A 17956-nucleotide genomic window follows, 5' to 3' on the forward strand; every position below is an offset into this window, starting at 1 on the left:
GCATGTTCCTGCGGCGCTATCCGCGGCAGCGTCATCAGGATGCGGGTGCCGTTGCCGGGCTCGGAGTCGAGTTCGAGCCGGCCGCCGAGCCGGTTGGTGACGATGTTGTAGACGATGTGCAGGCCAAGCCCGGTGCCGCCCTGGTCGCGCCGGGTGGTGAAGAACGGATCGAAGGCGCGGCGGCGAACGTCGAGGCTCATGCCGCAGCCGTCGTCCGCATAGGCCACCACGACGTGGTCGTTGCCGGCCGCCCGCACCTCGATTTCGACCGTGCCGGCGCGGCCGTTCGGAAACGCGTGCGCCACCGAATTCAGGAACAGATTTGTCAGCACCTGGCCGTAGGGGCCGGGATAGGAGTTCATCGTCAATCCGGGCTGGCACTCGACGTTCAGCGTCAGATTGTGTTTGCGCAGGCCCGGCCGCAGGCTCATCACCACCTGCTCGGTGAGATCGCCGAGATCGAACAGGCGCTGATCGGAGTAGTTACGGTCGGCTGCGACCTGCTTGAACGACTGGATCAGCTCCGCGGCGCGGTTGAGATTGGCGACGAGCTGAGACGAGGCGTCGCGGGTGGTGTCGAGAAATTCGTTGAGGCGCGAGCGCTTCAGCTCGCCGCGCGCGACTTCGGTGGCGAACACCGCGGCCTTGCGCTCAAGCGCCGAGGCCACCGTCAGGCTGATGCCGACCGGATTGTTGACCTCGTGGGCGACGCCGGCGACCAGCCGGCCGAGCGCGGCGAGCTTTTCGGCTTCGATCAGCGACTGCTGGGTCTCGCGCAAATTCCGCAGCGCCGCTTCGGCCGCATCCTTGGCCTGGCGCATTTCGAGCTCGCCGCGCTTGCGTTCGCCGATGTCGAGCGCCACCGTGACGATCCGCTCGATCCGGCCGTCGGCATCCTTCAGCGGCATCTTGTTGACCAGCCACTGCCGCGTCGCGCCTGTGGCGTCGCGATACTCCTCCTCGTAGAAGCCGAGCCCCTCGCCGGTTTCCAGCACGCGCTTGTCGTTGGCGTCGGTCTTGTGCGAGCCGAACCGCGACATCAGCTCGGCGGTGGTGCGGCCGATCGCGTCCTGCGGATCGATCCCGAACACGCCCGCCATGTAGCGATTCATCAGCACGTAGCGCAGTTCGGTGTCCTTGACGTTGATCACCGCCGGCACCGTGTCGATCACCTGCTGCAGCAGCAGCCGGCTCTCGGCCACCGCCTGCTCGGCGCGCTTCTGGTCGGTGATGTCGCGCACCGCGCCTTCGTAGCGGATAACGTTGCCGGACTCGTCGCGGACCGCACCTGCGCTGTCCGACAGCCACAGCACGTCGCCATTGCGTTTGCGCGCCTGATACTCGAATTCGCGAACCATGCCGTCGCGCTGCATCAGCTCGCGATATTCCTCGCGCTTGGCCGGATCGATGTAGATCGTGGTGGTGACGTCGGCGGTGGCGCGGATCAGCTCGGCGGGATCGTCGTAACCCATCATCCGCGCCAGCGCCGGATTGGCGTTGAGCAGCGCGCCGTCCGGCGTGGTGACGTAGATGCCGTCGATCGAGCCTTCGAACAGCTTGCGATAGCTCTCTTCGGCGAGCCGCTGCTCGGCGAGCGCCCGCACCGCCGCCTCGCGGGCGCTGTCGGCTTCGACCAGGGTCCGGCGGAACACTTCGGCGGCGCGGGCGATGTCGCCGATCTCGTTCCTGACGTCGGTGGCCGGGATCGCGGTGTATTGCTGGCCGGCCGCCAGCGAGCGGATCGCCCGGGTGATCGCCGTCAGCGGCCCGACGGTGCGGCGAACCACGAAGGCGGCCGCCACCCAGCCGACCAGAACGCCGGAGATGCCGAGCACGATACTCTGCCACTTGTCCTCGGTGAGGGTGCGGGCGAGATCGCGCGACAGCACCTTGCCGCGGCGGGCGGCGGCGTCGCGGAGCAGTTCGGTGACCTTGCCGATCAGCCGGCCCTCGGTGCCGAGCACGTCGCGTTCGAGATCGGCGATCTCCTGCTCCGCCGCCGCAGTCTCCGCGATCACACCGGCATAGTCGCGAACCGAACCGGCCGCGCCGACCTCGCCGATCGGCAGCGCGCGCATCCGACGGGCCGCATCGCTGGCGCCCATCAGATCGCGCGACAGCAGCGCCGCGGCGACCTTGATCTGCGCCGAATGCAGCTCGCCGGCGAGCTTGCGGTCAGACAGCCCGGCGACGGCGGCCTCGAAGCGCTCGCGCAGCGCCGGGATCTTCGCTACCAGTTCGCCGCGGCGCTGCATCAGCTCGGTGATGCGCTGCAGGCCGTCGCGATAATTGGTCAGGCGTTCGGTGACGCCGTCGAGCATCTCCTGCTGATCCGGCCCGAGTTCGAGTCGGGTCTTTTTGAGGAGTTCGGTGAGCGCCGAGGCCGCCGCGAACACCTTGCCGGCGGGCTGGGCGGCCGGCTCGGTGACCGCCTGACGGGCGGCGAAGCGCAAATCGCTCATCCGCCGCTCGATCTCTTCGGCGAGGTCGCCGACGCTCTGCAGCCGCTGCAGCTCGCCGAAGGTGCGGTCGATGTGCCGGATCGCCACCACACTGCCGATCGAGGTGGCGGCGATGATCGTCAGCAGCAACAGGAAGCTGCCGAACGTCATCTGTCCGATCGAGAGCGTGCGCGTCCTCAGGCTCCGGATGAACGATGAAACGGCGTTTGGCATGCGGACGAGACCGGCGCTCCCTGTGTGGGCAAGATCCTCCCACACTTGTACCGCCAAGAGTACCGCGTCGGTGCGCCGGCAACAATCGCCGAAGGCGGGCCGGCAGCGGCGGCTGCCGGGTCGGCTGTGACGGAGACGGCCGCCGCCCGGTACAGGTCGGGCGGCGGCCGGAGATCGCTGGCCGCTATTTCTTCGGCCGGATCGCGTCCGCGGTGCCCTGGATGAAGGCCTGGATCTTGACCACGTCGGCCTCGGTCAGCTTGCCGGTGAAGTCCGGCATGCCCTTGTCGCGGAACGGCCCCTTGAACACGATGTCCTTCAGGTGGACGATCCGGTCGGTGGTGGAGTAGCCGAGGTTCTTGACGTTGCCGCCGCGGTCGACGCCGGGCACGCCGTGGCAGGTGGCGCAGGCCGCGACGTAGATCGCCGTGCCCTCCGCGACATCCTTCGGATCATATTCGACCCCGGTGAGCAGATTGCCCATCTGGTACTTGGCGAATTCCGGCATCTTGGCCTTGCCGCCGACCGCGAAGGTGTACACCGTGCCCGGCGCCTCGGTCTCGGTGGCGCGGGCGCTGATGCCGAACACACCGCCCCAGCCGACCGCGATCGAGACGTATTGCACGCCGTCGACCATGTAGGTCGCAGGCGCCGCCACCGCGCCGGTGCCGAGCGGGCTCTCCCACAGCTTCTCGCCGGACTTGGCGTTGTAGGCCACCAAGCGGCCGTCAGCCGTGCCCTGGAATACGAGGTTGCCCGCCGTGGTCAGCGTGCCGCCATTCCAGGGCGAGACGTATTCGGCGCGCCAGGCTTCCTTCTGCTGCACCGGATCCCACGCCACCAGCCGGCCGAACGGCAGGTTCTTGGGCGGCACCGCGTTCAGCGTGAAACCGACATTCCAGCCGGTGGTCGAGCCGAACTTGAACGGCTCCATCTTGTTCTGGGTGAGCGCCTTCTCGCCGGTGAGATTGACCGGCACGCCCTGCGCCGGCAGGTACACCAACCCGGTCTGCGGATTGAACGACATCGGGTGCCAATTGTGCGCGCCGTAAGGCCCCGGGATGCTGTCGAAGGATTTGTCCGGCGAGCGCGCCTCCGGATTTTCGATCGGGCGTCCATTGGTGTCGTAGCCGGTCGCCCAGTTCACATCGACGAAGTTCTTCGCCGAAATGAACTTCCCGTCGGTGCGGTCGATCACGAAGAAGAAGCCGTTCTTCGGCGCGTGCAGGATCACCTTGCGCGGCTTGCCGTCGATCGCGATGTCGGCGAGGATCATCGGCTGGGTCGAGGTGTAGTCCCAATTGTCGCCGGGCGTCTCCTGATAGTGCCAGACGTATTTTCCGGTGTCGGCATTCAGCGCCACGATCGAGGCGAGGTACAGATTGTCGCCGCCGGACGGGCTTCGCAGGTGACGCGCCCAGGGCGAGCCGTTGCCGGTGCCGACATAGATCAGGTTGAGATCGGGATCGAACGTGATGGTGTCCCACGCGGTGCCGCCACCGCCGTTGACCCACCATTTGCCGGCCGGATCCCAGGTCTTGGCCGCCTTCTCCATCGACTCGTCTTCGAACGGCTTGCTCGGATCGCCCGGCACCGTGAACCAGCGCCATGCCTGCTTGCCGGTCTCGGCGTCGTAGGCGGTGACGTAGCCGCGCGCGCCGTATTCGGCGCCGCCGTTGCCGATCACCACCTTGCCGTTGAACACCCGCGGCGCGCCGGTGATGGTGTAGGAATGCTCGTGATCGATCAGCGTGTCGATCTCCCACGCCTTGCTGCCGGTCGCGGCATCGAGCGCGATCAGCCGGCCGTCATAGGCGCCGACGAACACCTTGCCCTTGTACAGCGCGACGCCGCGGTTCACGACGTCGCAGCAGCCGCGGTAACCTTTCGCGCGATCGACCTTGGGGTCGAACGTCCACAGCCTCTTGCCGGTGCGGGTGTCGATCGCGTGCACCACGCTCCACGACGCGGTGACGTACATGATGCCGTCGACCACCACCGGCGTCGCTTCGACGCCGCGCTCGGATCCGAGGCTGTAGCTCCATTGCAGGCCGAGCTGCTTGACGTTGTCGGTGTTGATCTGGTCGAGTTTGCTGAAGCGGGTCTCGGCGTAGTCGAGGCCGTAGCTCGGCCAGTCCTTGGTGGTCTTGGCGTTGGCGATGATCGCGGCACTGTCGACCGCGCCCGTCACCGCGCGGATGTGCGCGGCGGAGCCCTTGGCGTCTTGCGCGGCGGCGACCGCCGGAGACAGCAGCGCAGCCATCAGCGCCGCTGCGCCGAGCCGCCTCGCAACTAATCCTATCGCGGGTTGTTGGACAGGTCGGATCGCAGTCCGCACCGCATCAGCAGGCTTCCTCATGCATTAGCTCCCTACTCGGCCTCTTGCCGGGCCGAGCGGAAGTGTTGCGCGCAGTCGGGGGAGCGTCAACCAGAATGCGGACGAGATGCAGATGCAGCTACTATCTCGCAACGCAATGCGGCGCGCGTTGCATTGCGATGCCGCGGCTGCGAACTAAGCGCCGGAGAATTCGAACAGCTCGCCGTCGTAGCCGGCTTCAGCCGGAATCCGCAGCAAACGCTTGTCGCCGTCCTTGCTCATGATCGGCAGCACGGTGACGATGCTCTGCGCACGGGCGTGATCGAGCGCCGCCGCCACGCTCGGCTGCTGGCCGAGCCGGATCAGATTGCGGGTGGTCGGAAACGGCAGCGTGAAGCGACCGCTGTCGCCGCCGTCCAGCGCCTCGCGCGGCGACAGCCAGATCGAATCGGTGGTCTCCCAGCCGTCATGCATGCCGAGCTGTTCGGGTGGCGCCTCGGCCAGGAAGAACCAGGTGTCGAACCGCTTCGGCAGCTTCTCCGGCGTGATCCAGTGCGCGTAGGGCACCAGCAGATCGAGCGCCAGCACCAGTCCGTTGTCGGCCAGGATCTGCGCGAACGCGATATGGCCGTCGCACAGCGCCTTGCGGTGCGCCGCTTCGATCTCGGCGGCGCGGCTGGCGGCGACCAGCGCGTCGCTGCCGCGCGGCCGTGCCAGCAGGATGCCGCTTTCCTCGAAGGTCTCGCGGATCGCCGCGATCCGGAATTCCAGCGCCGGGCCGACCGATCCGTCGACGCCGGCATAGAGCTCGGGCCGGGCGACGATGTCGCGATCACCGGCATCGACGCTGCCGCCGGGAAACACCAGCGCCCCTGAGGCAAACTCGACCTGATAATTCCGGATCATCATGAACACGTCGAAGCCGGCCGCGGCCTGACGCAACAGCACGATGGTCGATGCGGGACGCGCGGCAGCCTCAACGGTCATGGTGTTACTCCGCAGCTTTGCTGCGCGGTTCGAGATCGGCGCGTTTGTCGACCCGCGCCAGCCGCGACAACAGATAATCGACCTCTTCGCGCGCAGTGTCGGTGAGGCTCGCACCAGGCTTGCGCTGGGCGCTCGACGACAACAGCCCACGCTTCTTCAGCACGTATTTGCGGACCGACAGGCCGACGCCCTGCTGATGCTCGTAGCGGATCAGCGGCAGATGCGCGTCGAACAGGTTGTGGGCGAGATCGCGCTGCCCGGCCTTCGACAGCTTGACGACGTCCACCAGCATGTCCGGGAAGCAGTAGCCGGTCATCGCGCCGTCGGCGCCGCGCTCCATCTCGAAGTCCAGGAACAGGCCGCCATTGCCGCACAGGATCGACAGCGGGCGCAGCGATCCGTCCTTCTGGAAGCCGCGCAGCGTGGTGATCTTTTCGAGCCCCGGCCAGTCCTCGTGCTTCAGCATCACGCAGGACGCGCTGTCCATCACGATCTGCCGGATCACCTTCGGGGTCATCACCACCGACAGTGTCAACGGATAATCCTGGAGCACCCAGGGCACGTCGTCGCCGATCGCCTCGGTAGCCTGGCGGAAGTAGCCGGTGATCTGCTCGTCGGTGCGCAGCGACGGTGGCGGCGCGATCATGACGCCGGCCGCGCCTGCATCCATCGACAGCCGCGCCAGCCGGCGCATCGCGGCAAAGCCCGGCGCCGAGACGCCGACGATCGTCTGCATCGACTTGGCGCGCTTGATGAAACGGGTCGCCACCGCCTCGGCCTCGGCCGCATCGAGCTTCGGCGCCTCACCGAGAATGCCGAGCACGGTGACGCCCTCACAGCCGACCTCCGCGTAGAAATCGGTCAGACGATCGATCGAGACATCGTCGATCTTGCCGTCGTCGTGGAACGGGGTCGGCGCGATGGCGAAGGTGCCTGCGGCTTCCGGGGTCAGTCTCATAGGCTCGGCCTTTCTTCAGAGAGCGCGACCACCGATACCACCCCGAAAGCCCCGAGTCTGCCGTCCTTCCGCGCAGATCCGCCCTCAGCCGAGTACGGAGCGACCGCTCTTGATCACCGTGACGCCACGCGCCTTCACCCGCGCTTCGAACGAGATCACATTGCCGTCCTTCCACATGTCCATGGTGACGGTCTCGCCCGGATACACCGGCGAGGAGAACCGCACCGCGTGCTGCTTGAACGCCGACGTATCGTAGTCGGCATAGGTCTGCAGCACGCCGCGGCAGGTCAGGCCGTAGGTGCACATGCCGTGCAGGATCGGGCGCGGGAAACCGGCCTTCTGCGCGAACTCGGGATCGGAATGCAGCGGATTGCGGTCGCCGCACAGCCGGTAGATTAACGCCTGGTCCGGCCGGGTCGAGATGTCGACGCTGCGATCAGGCGCGCGGTCCGGCATCTTGTGCGGCTCGGGCTGCTCCAGCGCCGGGCCGCCGAAGCCGCCGTCGCCGCGGGCGAAGCGCGACGCCAGCAGCGTCGCCAAGGCCTCTCCCTTGTCGTCGCGCAGGATGGTCTGGTGACGGATCACCACGCCCTTGTCCTTGCCCTTGTCGTACACCTCGACGACGCTGGAATCGGCGGTGATGTTCGCCGCCACCGGCATCGGCCGGTGGAAGGTGATGTCGCGCTCGCCGTCGACCACCAGCAGCCGGTTGAGATTCATCTCGCCCGGACCAGCGCCCCACGCCGCGACCGACGCGAAGGTCGGCACCACCTTCAACGGACGCTCGGTGTAGGTCGCCTCGTTGACGAAGGCGAGTTCCTTCTCGTCCATCGGATCGGCGCCCATGCCGATGCCGTAGGCGTAGAGCATCACATCGCGGTCGGTGTAGGCGTATTTCTGCCCGGTGGTCTTCAGGGCCATCAGTTCATCGTAGCGGGCCGACATTGGCTTCTTCCCTTGTTCTTGTCTTTCGTATCGTGATCCTCATGGTGAGGAGCGCGCTGCGCGCGCGTCCCGAACCATGAGGATGGAACGCAGTGCGATTGTCACATCCTTCGAGACGCGCGCTCCTCAGGATGAGGTTCACACAGCCGTAAAGAACGGCAACGGCGCGCCGCCGTCGCTGGGCTTGAACACCACCTTGACCTTGGTGCCGATCTTCAACGATGCGAAATCGCAGTCGACGAAGTTGGTCAGCACCGACGGGCCTTCCTTCAGCGTGACGTAGCCGATCGCGTAAGGACCGGTCGGCGACTTGCGCATCAGGCTGTAGCTGTAGATCTCACCCTCGCCCTTGCTCTCTTCCCACACCGTCTGGTCGGAGAAGCAGAACGGGCACAGCGCGCGCGGGAAGTAATGCGCCTCGCCGCAGGCCATGCAGCGCTTGATCAGCAGCTTGCCTTCGGTCGCCGCATCCCAGAACGGCTTGGTTTCGGCGTTGCCCTGAGGCGCGGGATATTTCACGGGGCTGTTCATCACACGCGCTCCAGAATGCAGGTCGAGGCGGCGTGGCGGATGCCGAGCATGCCGCCGGTGCCATGAGCGATCGCGAGGTCGCAGTTCGGCACCTGCACCTTGGGATGCGCCTCACCGCGGAGCTGACGCACGGCTTCCAGCAGCTTGGTCATGCCGCCGCGATTGACCGGGTGGTTGCTGCACAGACCGCCGCCGTCGGTGTTGAACGGCAGCTTGCCGACGCCCGAGATCAGGTTGCCGTCAGCGACGAACTTGCCGCCCTGCCCCTTTTCGCAGAAGCCGAGATCTTCGAGCTGCATCAGCACCGTGATGGTGAAGCTGTCGTAGATCGAGGCGTACTTGATGTCCTTCGGCGTGACGCCGGCCATCTCGAACGCCGGCGGCGCGGACCACACGCCGGCCGAATAGGTCAGATCGAGGTTGTGGCCGCCGCGCGGCCCCTTGATCGCCTCGCCAGCGCCGATCATCCGCACCAGCGGCTTCTTCAGGCTGCGCGCAATCTCCTCGGTGGTGACGATCAGCGCACCGCCGCCGTCGGTGACGACGCAGCAATCCATCCGGTGCAGCGGATCGGCGATCAGCGGCGAGTTCAGCACGTCCTCGACGGTGACGACGTCGCGCAGCATCGCGTGCTCGTTGTACTGCGCATGATGCGAGGCCGCGACCTTGATCCAGGCGAGCTGTTCGGACGTGGTGCCGTACTGGTGCATGTGACGCGCGGCGCACATCGCATAGACGTTGTGCGTGGTGGCGCCATAGGCCAGTTCGAAGTCGCCTTCGGCGCCGACCGGGCGCGGCGGCAGCGCGCCGGTGCGCGGCTTGCCGGCCAGCGTGATCAGCGCGACCGAGCAGCGGCCGGCGGCGATCGCTTCCGCGGCATGGCCGAGATGCACCAGATAGGAGCAGCCGCCGGTGTCGGTCGAATCGAAATGGCGAACCTTGAGGCCGAGATAATCGACCATCGCCATCACGCCGCCGGGCGCGTCGCCGGCGCAGAAGTAGCCGTCGATGTCGGCCTTGGTCAGGCCGGCGTCTTCGAGCGCACCCTTGGCGACTTCGGCGTGGAGCTGGGCGATGGATTTATCGGGCGCGTGGCGCGTGGGATGTTCGTAGATGCCGGCAATGTAAGCCTTGCCTCTTATTGTCAACGCAGTTCTCCGCTGGCGTTTGGTCGGACGGTTTTTGTGACCGCTCCAAGCGACCTTGGCAAGCGTGTTCGCGCGCGGGGGCAATTACCACGTCACGGAATGTTTTGACGCCGCATCGTCACAGTCAGCCAGAGGGAAAGACCTCTCCGTCATTGTGAGTGAAGCGAAGCAATCCAAGGCCCAATGCACCGGGCTGCTGGATTGCTTCGTCGCTGCGCTCCTCGCAATGACGTGGAGAGGATGTTGGCCGACCTACTCCGCCGCCATCTGCCGCGGCGGCGCGGGTTGCGGGTCGCGCAGATGGGCGCGGAGTTCGGCGAACCGCGGCGCGGTGTCGTCCACCGACTTCTGCTTGATCGGGCCGTAGCCGCGAATCCGGTCCGGCATCGCGAGCAGCTCCACCGCGGTGTCGATCGTCGCCGGCGACAGATGCTGCAGCACGCTAGCGACATCCGCCTCGTAGTCGGCGATCAATTTCCGCTCCAGCTTGCGCTCCGGGTGATAGCCGAACGGATCGAGCGGCGTGCCGCGCAGGAAGCTGAACTTCGCCATCGTCCGGAACACCGGCCGCATCGCCTCACTGAACTGCCGCTTCTTCGGCCGGCCGGTGAGATCGACGCCCGGCAAAATGGGCGGCGCGAGGTTGAAGCTGATCTTGTAGTCGCCTTCGAACTGGTCGCGGATCTGCTGCTCGAAGCCGGGTTCGGTCAAGAGCCGTGCCACCTCGTACTCGTCCTTGTAGGCGAGCAGCTTGGCGTAGTTCAGCGCCACCGCACGCGGCAGCGCCTCGCCGTAGCCGCCGGCCTCCGCTGCGCTGCGCACCTTGGCGACCAGATCGGCGTAGCGCTTGGCGAGCCGCTTGCCCTGATACGAGGTGAGCAGCGCGCTGCGATGCGCGATGATCTCGTCCAACGACATCTCGCCCTGAGTCTTGCCGACCGTGGCATGATCGGCGCCGTGCAGCAGCGAGGCCAGCCGTGCCGGATCGGCAGCGGCGAGGCGGCCGAGCCGGAACGCCTGGGTGTTCATCTTGATCGACACGCCGTTGAGTTCGATCGCCTGCTCGATCGCTGTCGCCGATAGCGGCAGCAATCCCTGCTGATAGGCAAAACCCATCATCATCATGTTGGTGGCAATCGAATCGCCGAGCAGCGTCTCGGCCGCCTTGGTGAAATCCAGGAACGCCGAGTCCTTGCGTAGCGCCGCTTCGAGCACGCTGTTGACCTTGCGGGTCTGGAAATCGAAGTCGCGGTTGCGGATAAAGTCGGCGATCGGGATCAGATGGGTGTTGACGACGCCGTGGGTACGGCCGGCTTCGCATAGCGACAGCGTCTCCTTGGAGATCGCCATCACTTCGTCGGCGACGATCAACACGTCCGCGGTGCCCGTGACGATCCGCGAACAGGTGACGTCCTCCGGCTTGTCCGACAGCCGGACGTGGCTGAGCACCGCGCCGCCCTTCTGCGCCAGGCCTGACATGTCGAGGATCATCGACGCCTTGCCTTCGATATGCGCCGCCATGCCGAGCAGCGCGCCGATCGTCAGCACGCCGGTGCCGCCGACGCCGCCGACCGCGACGTTGTAAGGCTTATCCAGCCCCGGCCGCGTCGCCGGCTCCGGCAACGAACCGAGATCGCCGAGATCGACCGCCGCCCGCTTACGCAGCTTGCCGCCGTCGATGGTGATGAAGGACGGACAGAAGCCCTTGAGGCAGGAATAGTCCTTGTTGCAGGTCGACTGGTTGATGGCGCGCTTGCGGCCCAGCTCGGTCTCCAGCGGCTCGACCGAGATGCAGTTCGACTGCACCGAGCAATCGCCGCAGCCTTCGCATACCGCGGCATTGATCATGACCCGGCGCGCCGGATCTTCCATCAGGCCGCGCTTGCGGCGCCGGCGTTTCTCGGCCGCGCAGGTCTGCACGAACACGATCGCGGAGGCGCCCTTGATCTCGCGGCATTCCTTCATCACCGCGTCGAGCTCGTCGCGGTGGCGCAGATGCACGCCGGGCGCGATGCTGTCGGCCGGATAGGCCTCGGGATTTTCTGAGACCAGATAGATCTCGCGGATGCCTTCGGAGTGAAGCTGATAGGTGATCTGCTGCGGCGACAGATCGCCGTCGTGACGCTGACCGCCGGTCATCGCCACCGCGTCGTTGTAGAGGATCTTGTAGGTGATGTTCGCCTTCGAGGCGATCGACTGCCGGATCGCGAGGCTGCCGGAATGGAAGTAAGTGCCGTCGCCGAGATTGGCGAAGATGTGCTTCTCGTCGGTGAACGGCGCGATGCCGACCCACGGAACGCCCTCGCCGCCCATATGGGTGAAGGTCTCGGTCGAGCGATCCATCCACAGCGACATGAAGTGACAGCCGATGCCGGCGAGCGCGCGGCTGCCTTCCGGCACTTTGGTCGAGGTGTTGTGCGGACAGCCCGAGCAGAAATACGGCGTGCGCGCGATCGGCACCACCGCCTGGACCTGCGAGGCGTCGCGGCCGTGGAACCAGTCGGCCTTGGCGCGCAGCATCTCGGCGATCGTCGGATCGATCTCCATCGCCAGCAGCCGGTCGACCATCGAGGTCGCGACCTTGGCGACGCTCAGTTCCTCGGCGAACGGCAGGAAGCGATGGTTGCGGTCGTCCATCTTGCCGATCACGCGCGGCCGCTCGCGCATCCCGAACAGGAGCTGCTTGACCTGGTTTTCGACGATCTCGCGCCGCTCTTCGACCACAAAGATCTCTTCCAGCCCGCGGGCGAATTCCTGCACGCCTTCCGGCTCGAGCGGCCACGGCATGCCGATCTTGTACAGCCGCAGCCCGATCCGGGCTGCGACCTGCTCGTCGATGCCGAGTTCGCGCAGCGCCTGGCGCACGTCCTCGTAGCTCTTGCCCGACGCCATGATGCCGAACCGCGCGTTCGGCGAATCCATGGTGATGCGGTTGACCTTGTTGGCGCGGGCGAACGCGATCGCGGCGAAGCCCTTGTAGTCCTGCAGCCGGCGGTCCTGATCGTAGCGATCGTCCGGCCAGCGCAGATTGAGCCCGCCCGGCGGCATCTCGAAGTCGGTCGGGATCACGAACGGCTTCATCTCGTCCGCGAGATTGATCTCCGCGGTGGTCTCCACCGTTTCGGTGATCACCTTCATGCCGACCCAGCAGCCGGAATAGCGCGACATCGCGATCCCGAGCAGACCCATCTCGATCATCTCGTGGATCGACGACGGATACAGATACGGCATCAACGCGGCGATGAAGGCGTGGTCGGACTGATGCGGCACGGTCGACGACTTGGCGCCGTGATCGTCGCCGGCGAGGCACAGCACGCCGCCGTGCTTGGCCGAGCCAGCGGCGTTGGCATGGCGAAACACGTCGCCGCAGCGGTCGACGCCCGGGCCCTTGCCGTACCAGATGCCGGTGACGCCGTCGTACTTCGCGCCGGGCGACAAATTGAGCTGCTGCGTGCCCCAGATCGCGGTGGCGGCGAGATCTTCGTTCACGCCGGGCTGGAATTTGACGTTGTACTGTTCGAGATGATGGCGGGCTGCGACGAGCTGCTGATCGTAGCCGCCGAGCGGCGAGCCGCGATAGCCGGTGACGAACCCGGCGGTGTTGAGGCCGGCCGCGCGGTCGCGCCGGACCTGCGCCATCGGCAGCCGCACCAGCGCCTGGATGCCGGTGAGGAAGACGTGTCCTGAGTGCTGCGTGTATTTCTGATCGAGACTGATCGGTCCCTGGTCGATTCCCATCCGGCCCTCGCGAAAGGCATTGGACCGCAAGGGCCATTCGGCCGCTGAAGCGGTCTCTGTTTCGAAACAGTCTAAGCTGGTTTTTCCGCCTCGCGCACCACAAAAAGCCGCGCGTTCAAGGCATTCCGCCTGTTCGCATTTTGATGTCTCAAAAGCCGCATCCCGCTTGCATGAAGTGCCGCCACGTCGCGGCTCGGCGAACGATCATGTCCGGTGCACCGCAACACGTTCCATGCCTGACGAAGGCGATTCGACCGGGAACCGCGGACTACGCTGGGAACGGAAGGTTTGACGATGGATTGTTGCAACGAAGCCGAAAGGAGGACCGATATGGCACGCCACCCCGATGACCCGTACCGCAGCGGTACCGCAGGCGACGATCCCCGCACCCCGTCACAGCTCGACAGCGATTTGCAGGCCGACCCCGAGATGCGCGAAGGCCCGGTGACGGCGGGGCGGCTGGCGCTGGCCGCCGTGGCGATCGTGCTGGTGTTCGGCGCGGTGATCTATGGCATGAGCGGATCGTCGACCGATCCGGCCACCAATCCGGGGGTCGCGACCCAGACCTCGCCGCCGCCGCCGAGCCAGACCGGCGTGAGCAATGCGCCGCCGGTGCCGCCGGGCGTTCGCGACGTGACGCCGCGCAACGCCGAGGGGGACTCCGGCATCACCACCGGTGCGGCGCCGGCCCCGACCGCGCCGCCGAGCACACCCACCGGCCGCGGTAACTAAAGCGACCACATCCTCAACAGTGGTCACTCGCAATGCGGCGACAGCACCAAAGCTGTTCGCCGCATTGTGCCGTCTGCCGTACCAAGCGCCACTGCCGCATTCATGCCTCGTTCAGTCCGAATCGGCTAGACGATCATCCGGGGACGAATGAACGGATGCGGCCTCGATTCGAGGACCGCGCCACCAAACGCAAGCCGTGCATCGGACTGGAAGGAACAAGATTAGATGAAGAAGATCTTTGCCGCCGCATTATTCGCCGCGACGCTGGTCGGAGCCGGCGCAGCCAACGCCATGCCGCTGGCGCCGCTCGGATCGGCCGCTACCGGCGACGTGATCCAGGTCGCTCAGGGCTGCGGTCCGGGTTGGGCTCGTGGTCCCGGCGGTCGCTGCCGTCCGATGTATCGCCGTCCCGCCTACGTCCGCCCGCCGGTGGTCGTTCCGCCGCGCGTGGTCGCGCCGCGCGCCTGCCCGCCCGGCTACGCCTGGCGTCAGGGCCGCTGCTTCCGCCGGTTCTGATCGGTCAGCAAACTGGTCTCGAAAAGCCCCGCTTCGCGCGGGGCTTTTTTTTCATTCAGCCCGATCAGCGGAAGCTGAAGAGCAGTTTGCGCAGGCTGTAGAGTGGCACCCACGGCAAAAGGATCGGGACGCGGCGGACGTAGTCCTGATAGTCGGAGCGGTCGCTGTAGCGTTCGTCCTGCTTGCGCTCCAGCCCGGCGGCCGCGGCGGTCATCAGCGCTTCAATGTAGATCAGTCCGAGCAGCGTCAGCGCCCAGGCCCAGCCGGAGCCGTAGGCCGACAGACCGGAGAACCACACCCCGAACCAGAACAGCATCTCGCCGAAGTAATTCGGGCAGCGCATCGTGCGATACAGCCCGGTGTCGCAATAATGCGACGGATGCGCGGCCTTGTAGCGATACTTCTGCCAGTCGGCGAGGCTTTCGATCCACAGCCCGGCGACCATGATCATCACCCCGAGCGGCGTCGATACCGGCCAGATGCCCTGCGCCTGCAGCGACAGCGTCAGCAGCGCGGGCAGGAACAGCAGCGTGAACAGCAGGCTGACGCCGAGCCAGATCGCGATCTTGTGCCACAGCTTCAGCTCAGCGGTGCGTCGCTCGGCACGCGCCAGCTCGGCCGCATAGATCGGATTGCGCTCGCGGATCGCCAGGAACAGGCCGAGCCGGAGGCCGTAGGCCAGCAGCAGCACGAGCTGCAGCGTCACCCAACCCGACATGGTGCCGGAAAACAGCAGCACGAACACCACGCTCTGCGCCGCGATCGCGCCAGCATAGCACAGACTGACGAAGTAATAGACCCGCCGGAACCCGGGCGCCGCAACCACTAGGCAGACGGCGAACGCCAGCGCTACGAGATGCCACGGAATCGTCATGTCGGTGCACGTCCTTGTCCGGGTGAGCGTCCTTATAGACCGCCCGGACGTTCGGAGCCATGTCCGGCATCAAAGCCAGCGCCGACCGGAGACGTCGCTCGGCTATTTCGACGTACAGCGCTGCCCTGGAACGCGGCTGTCGCAGACTCGCGAAACTTCGAAGAACCGTGTCCACAGCTTGCGCTGCTTCGGGGCCGGCTCGGCCTCGGCGGCGAGCCGCAGGACGTAGAAATTCTCGCGGCCCTGCACCGCCTTCCACCAGCTCAGCGACGGCTTGCCGTCGTCCTTGGCACTCGGGCAGCTCTCGCTCCACATCACCATCGGATACAGGTTTTCGTTGCCGTGCCGGAGCTCTTCGAACCGGGCGCCGGGACAGTCCGCCGTCGCCGCCTTCTGCCGCGCAGCGCGATAGGCCTCGGGAGACTGTTCGGTCTGCCTGAACAGCGTCTGCGCGGTTATCCGCGTCGTCGCGCTGGCGATGTTCTCGCTGCCCGGCACCAGCACCGTGGTGCGCTCGTTGTCGTTGCTCGCCTCGGCGACGACCTTGAAGCCCTTCGGTGATTGCAGCAGCAGTTTCTCGGTGTCCGCGGCGCGCGAGCTGCCGGCGGTGACGAGGGACGCGATCAGGCACAGAACGGCAACGCGGAGCATGAACGGTGAGCCCGGATGGATTGAGGCGGCGAAGCTTGCCCGAGAACCGTGCCCTATTCAATATCACCGGTGACAGCAGGCGCGCTCAGTCAGATCCCGCCGTGCAGCCGCGCCAGCAGCCCCACGATGATCAATGCCAGCAACGCCGACAGAAGCTGCCAGAACAGCAAGGGATTGCGCGCGGCGAGCGGCTGCGGCCGGGCGGCGAGATAGTCAGCCCGCGGATGCCGCAGATCGTGCACAAATTCCGACAGCGCCGGATAGCGCTTGGCCGGATCGAGACTGACCGCGCGTTGCAGCGCGCGATCGATCCAGACCGGCACCTTCGCATTGTGGTCGGCGGCCGGGCTATAACGCAGCTTGCGGGATTTCAACGCCTGGTTGGCGCGTGCCAGCTCGGCGCCGTAGGGCAGCCGACCGGTCAGCATCTGATAGGCGATCACGCCGAGCGAGAACTGATCCGACAGCACCGAGCCGCCCTGCCCGGCGAAATATTCCGGTGCCATGTACTGCACGGTGCCGAGCAGTTCGTCGCCACCGGCCGGCCCGAGCTCGGCGACACCGGCGACGCGGACCGAGCCGAAGTCGATGATCTTCACCGTGCCGCCGCGGTCGATCAGCACGTTGGCGGGGCGCAGATCCTGATGCACCATTTCCTTGCGATGGAATGCGTAGAGCCCCTTGGCGATCTGCTCGATCAGGCTGCGGACGGTTTCGAGCTCCGCGCGCGGATGGTCGATCATCCACTGCGCCAGGGTCTGGCCTTCGATGTATTCGAAGGCGACGTAAAGATAGCTGCGCGGCCGCTGCACCGCGCGCGGCTTCAGCACATGCGGGCTGTCGATCCGCCGCGCGATCCACTCCTCCAGCAGGAAGCGCCTGCGAAAGTCGGCATCGTCCCGCAGATCCACGGACGGCGTCTTCAGCGCCACCAGTTCGCCGGCCGCGATATCGGCCGCCAGATAGATATGGCTGCGGCTGGTGGCGTGAAGCTCGCGGAGGATGCGGTAGCCGTCGAACTCGGCGCGCGGTTCGAGCTGCGGCGGCAGCGGCAATTCCGCGGCCCGGCCAAACAGATCGGCGGCCTCCGCATCCGGCACCGCGTCGATCCGAACCACCTGCACGGTGAGATTGTCGTCGCTGCCGTTGTTGAACGCCTCGCTGACGATCGCACGCGCCGCGGCGTCGAGGTCGTTGCCGTGATCGTGCAGCGCCCGCACCACGAAGCGCTGTGCGACGTGCTCGTACACGCCGTCGGTCGCCAGCACGAACACGTCGCCGGGCCCGATCGCCACCGACCGGTAGTCGATCTCGACCTGCGGATTGACGCCGAGCGCACGGCCGAGATAGCTCTGCTCGGCGGACAGCCGCACCCGATGATCCTCGGTGAGCTGCTCCAGCGCGGCGCCGGCCAGCCGATAGATCTGGCTGTCGCCGATGTGAAACAGATGCGCTGCCGCTCCTTTGATCACCAGCGCGCTCAGCGTGCAGACGTAGCCCTTGTCGCGGTCGTAGCGATAGTCGCTGCGCCGGGTCTCGGCGTGCAGCCATGAATTGGTCGCGGCGATCACCCGCTGCGCCGAGGATTTCACCGACCACGCCTCGGACGTGCAGTAGTAATCGGTGAGAAAGCTCTTCACCGCGGACTCGCTGGCGACCTGACTGACGTCGCTCGACGAGATGCCGTCGGCGAGCGCGATCGCGATGCCCTTGGTGGTGAGCAGCGGCTCGGCCGGGATCAGCGCGCCGTAGAAATCCTGGTTGACGGGCTTGCGTCCCGGCGACGAAGCCTGCCCGATCGACACTGTGAGCTGCTGCGCCATGCGCCCTGCTGCGAAACGAGTAACGGGAGCTTCACCCCGGCCGGCGAAGCTCCCGAACCCG

Annotated in this window: 13 protein-coding genes; 2 read left to right on the top strand and 11 right to left on the bottom strand. The window is 66.4% G+C overall.

What is annotated here, in order from left to right; genetic code table 11:
* The 8 genes from DU475_RS01170 to DU475_RS01205 all read right to left on the bottom strand — a co-directional run.
* The coding region (locus tag DU475_RS01170; RefSeq protein ID WP_164630211.1) for a PAS domain S-box protein at window positions 1–2675 on the bottom strand (2675 nt) is incomplete at its 3' end.
* A gap of 184 nt (window positions 2676–2859) precedes the next feature.
* The gene (locus DU475_RS01175) at window positions 2860–5034 is read right to left on the bottom strand and encodes a PQQ-dependent dehydrogenase, methanol/ethanol family (protein ID WP_164630213.1); all 2175 of its coding nucleotides are present in this window, start codon (window positions 5032–5034) and stop codon (window positions 2860–2862) included.
* Between the two features lie 153 nt (window positions 5035–5187).
* Entirely contained in the window at window positions 5188–5979 is a 792-nt protein-coding gene (locus tag DU475_RS01180) for an NUDIX hydrolase (protein ID WP_164630215.1), read from the bottom strand.
* A 4-nt stretch (window positions 5980–5983) separates the two neighbouring features.
* On the bottom strand, window positions 5984–6937 hold the full coding sequence (locus DU475_RS01185; protein ID WP_164630218.1) for a dihydrodipicolinate synthase family protein: 954 nt from the start codon (window positions 6935–6937) through the stop codon (window positions 5984–5986).
* An 84-nt stretch (window positions 6938–7021) separates the two neighbouring features.
* Window positions 7022–7882 (bottom strand): MaoC family dehydratase, encoded by an 861-nt coding sequence (locus DU475_RS01190; RefSeq protein ID WP_164630220.1) that lies wholly within the window; start codon window positions 7880–7882, stop codon window positions 7022–7024.
* A gap of 138 nt (window positions 7883–8020) precedes the next feature.
* Window positions 8021–8413, bottom strand: a complete 393-nt coding sequence (locus DU475_RS01195) for a Zn-ribbon domain-containing OB-fold protein (RefSeq protein ID WP_164630222.1) — start codon at window positions 8411–8413, stop codon at window positions 8021–8023.
* A complete protein-coding gene (locus DU475_RS01200) occupies window positions 8413–9561 on the bottom strand; it encodes a thiolase family protein (RefSeq protein WP_164630224.1) in 1149 nt (382 codons plus the stop codon). The genes DU475_RS01195 and DU475_RS01200 overlap by 1 nt, the downstream gene beginning before the upstream one ends.
* Window positions 9562–9813: 252 nt before the next feature.
* Window positions 9814–13299, bottom strand: coding sequence for an indolepyruvate ferredoxin oxidoreductase family protein (locus tag DU475_RS01205; RefSeq protein ID WP_164630226.1), 3486 nt, complete (start codon window positions 13297–13299; stop codon window positions 9814–9816).
* Between the two features lie 330 nt (window positions 13300–13629).
* Here DU475_RS01205 and DU475_RS01210 point away from each other — a divergent pair, with 330 nt between their 5' ends.
* Together DU475_RS01210 and DU475_RS01215 are read left to right on the top strand one after the other, a co-directional pair.
* Window positions 13630–14031, top strand: a complete 402-nt coding sequence (locus tag DU475_RS01210) for a hypothetical protein (protein WP_013501960.1) — start codon at window positions 13630–13632, stop codon at window positions 14029–14031.
* 225 nt (window positions 14032–14256) lie between these two features.
* Entirely contained in the window at window positions 14257–14547 is a 291-nt protein-coding gene (locus tag DU475_RS01215; RefSeq protein WP_013501959.1) for a GCG_CRPN prefix-to-repeats domain-containing protein, read from the top strand.
* Window positions 14548–14611: 64 nt separating this feature from the next.
* On the opposite strand, the gene DU475_RS01220 is transcribed toward DU475_RS01215, so the two are convergent.
* The 3 genes from DU475_RS01220 to DU475_RS01230 form a co-directional block, all read right to left on the bottom strand.
* Entirely contained in the window at window positions 14612–15421 is an 810-nt protein-coding gene (locus DU475_RS01220) for a DUF1295 domain-containing protein (RefSeq protein WP_164630228.1), read from the bottom strand.
* A gap of 102 nt (window positions 15422–15523) precedes the next feature.
* Entirely contained in the window at window positions 15524–16072 is a 549-nt protein-coding gene (locus DU475_RS01225) for a hypothetical protein (RefSeq protein ID WP_047309203.1), read from the bottom strand.
* Between the two features lie 89 nt (window positions 16073–16161).
* Window positions 16162–17895, bottom strand: a complete 1734-nt coding sequence (locus DU475_RS01230; protein WP_164630230.1) for a bifunctional protein-serine/threonine kinase/phosphatase — start codon at window positions 17893–17895, stop codon at window positions 16162–16164.
* Window positions 17896–17956: the final 61 nt, after the last annotated feature.

The sequence above is a fragment of the Rhodopseudomonas sp. WA056 genome (assembly GCF_010906995.1).
Taxonomy (GTDB): domain Bacteria; phylum Pseudomonadota; class Alphaproteobacteria; order Rhizobiales; family Xanthobacteraceae; genus Rhodopseudomonas; species Rhodopseudomonas palustris_G.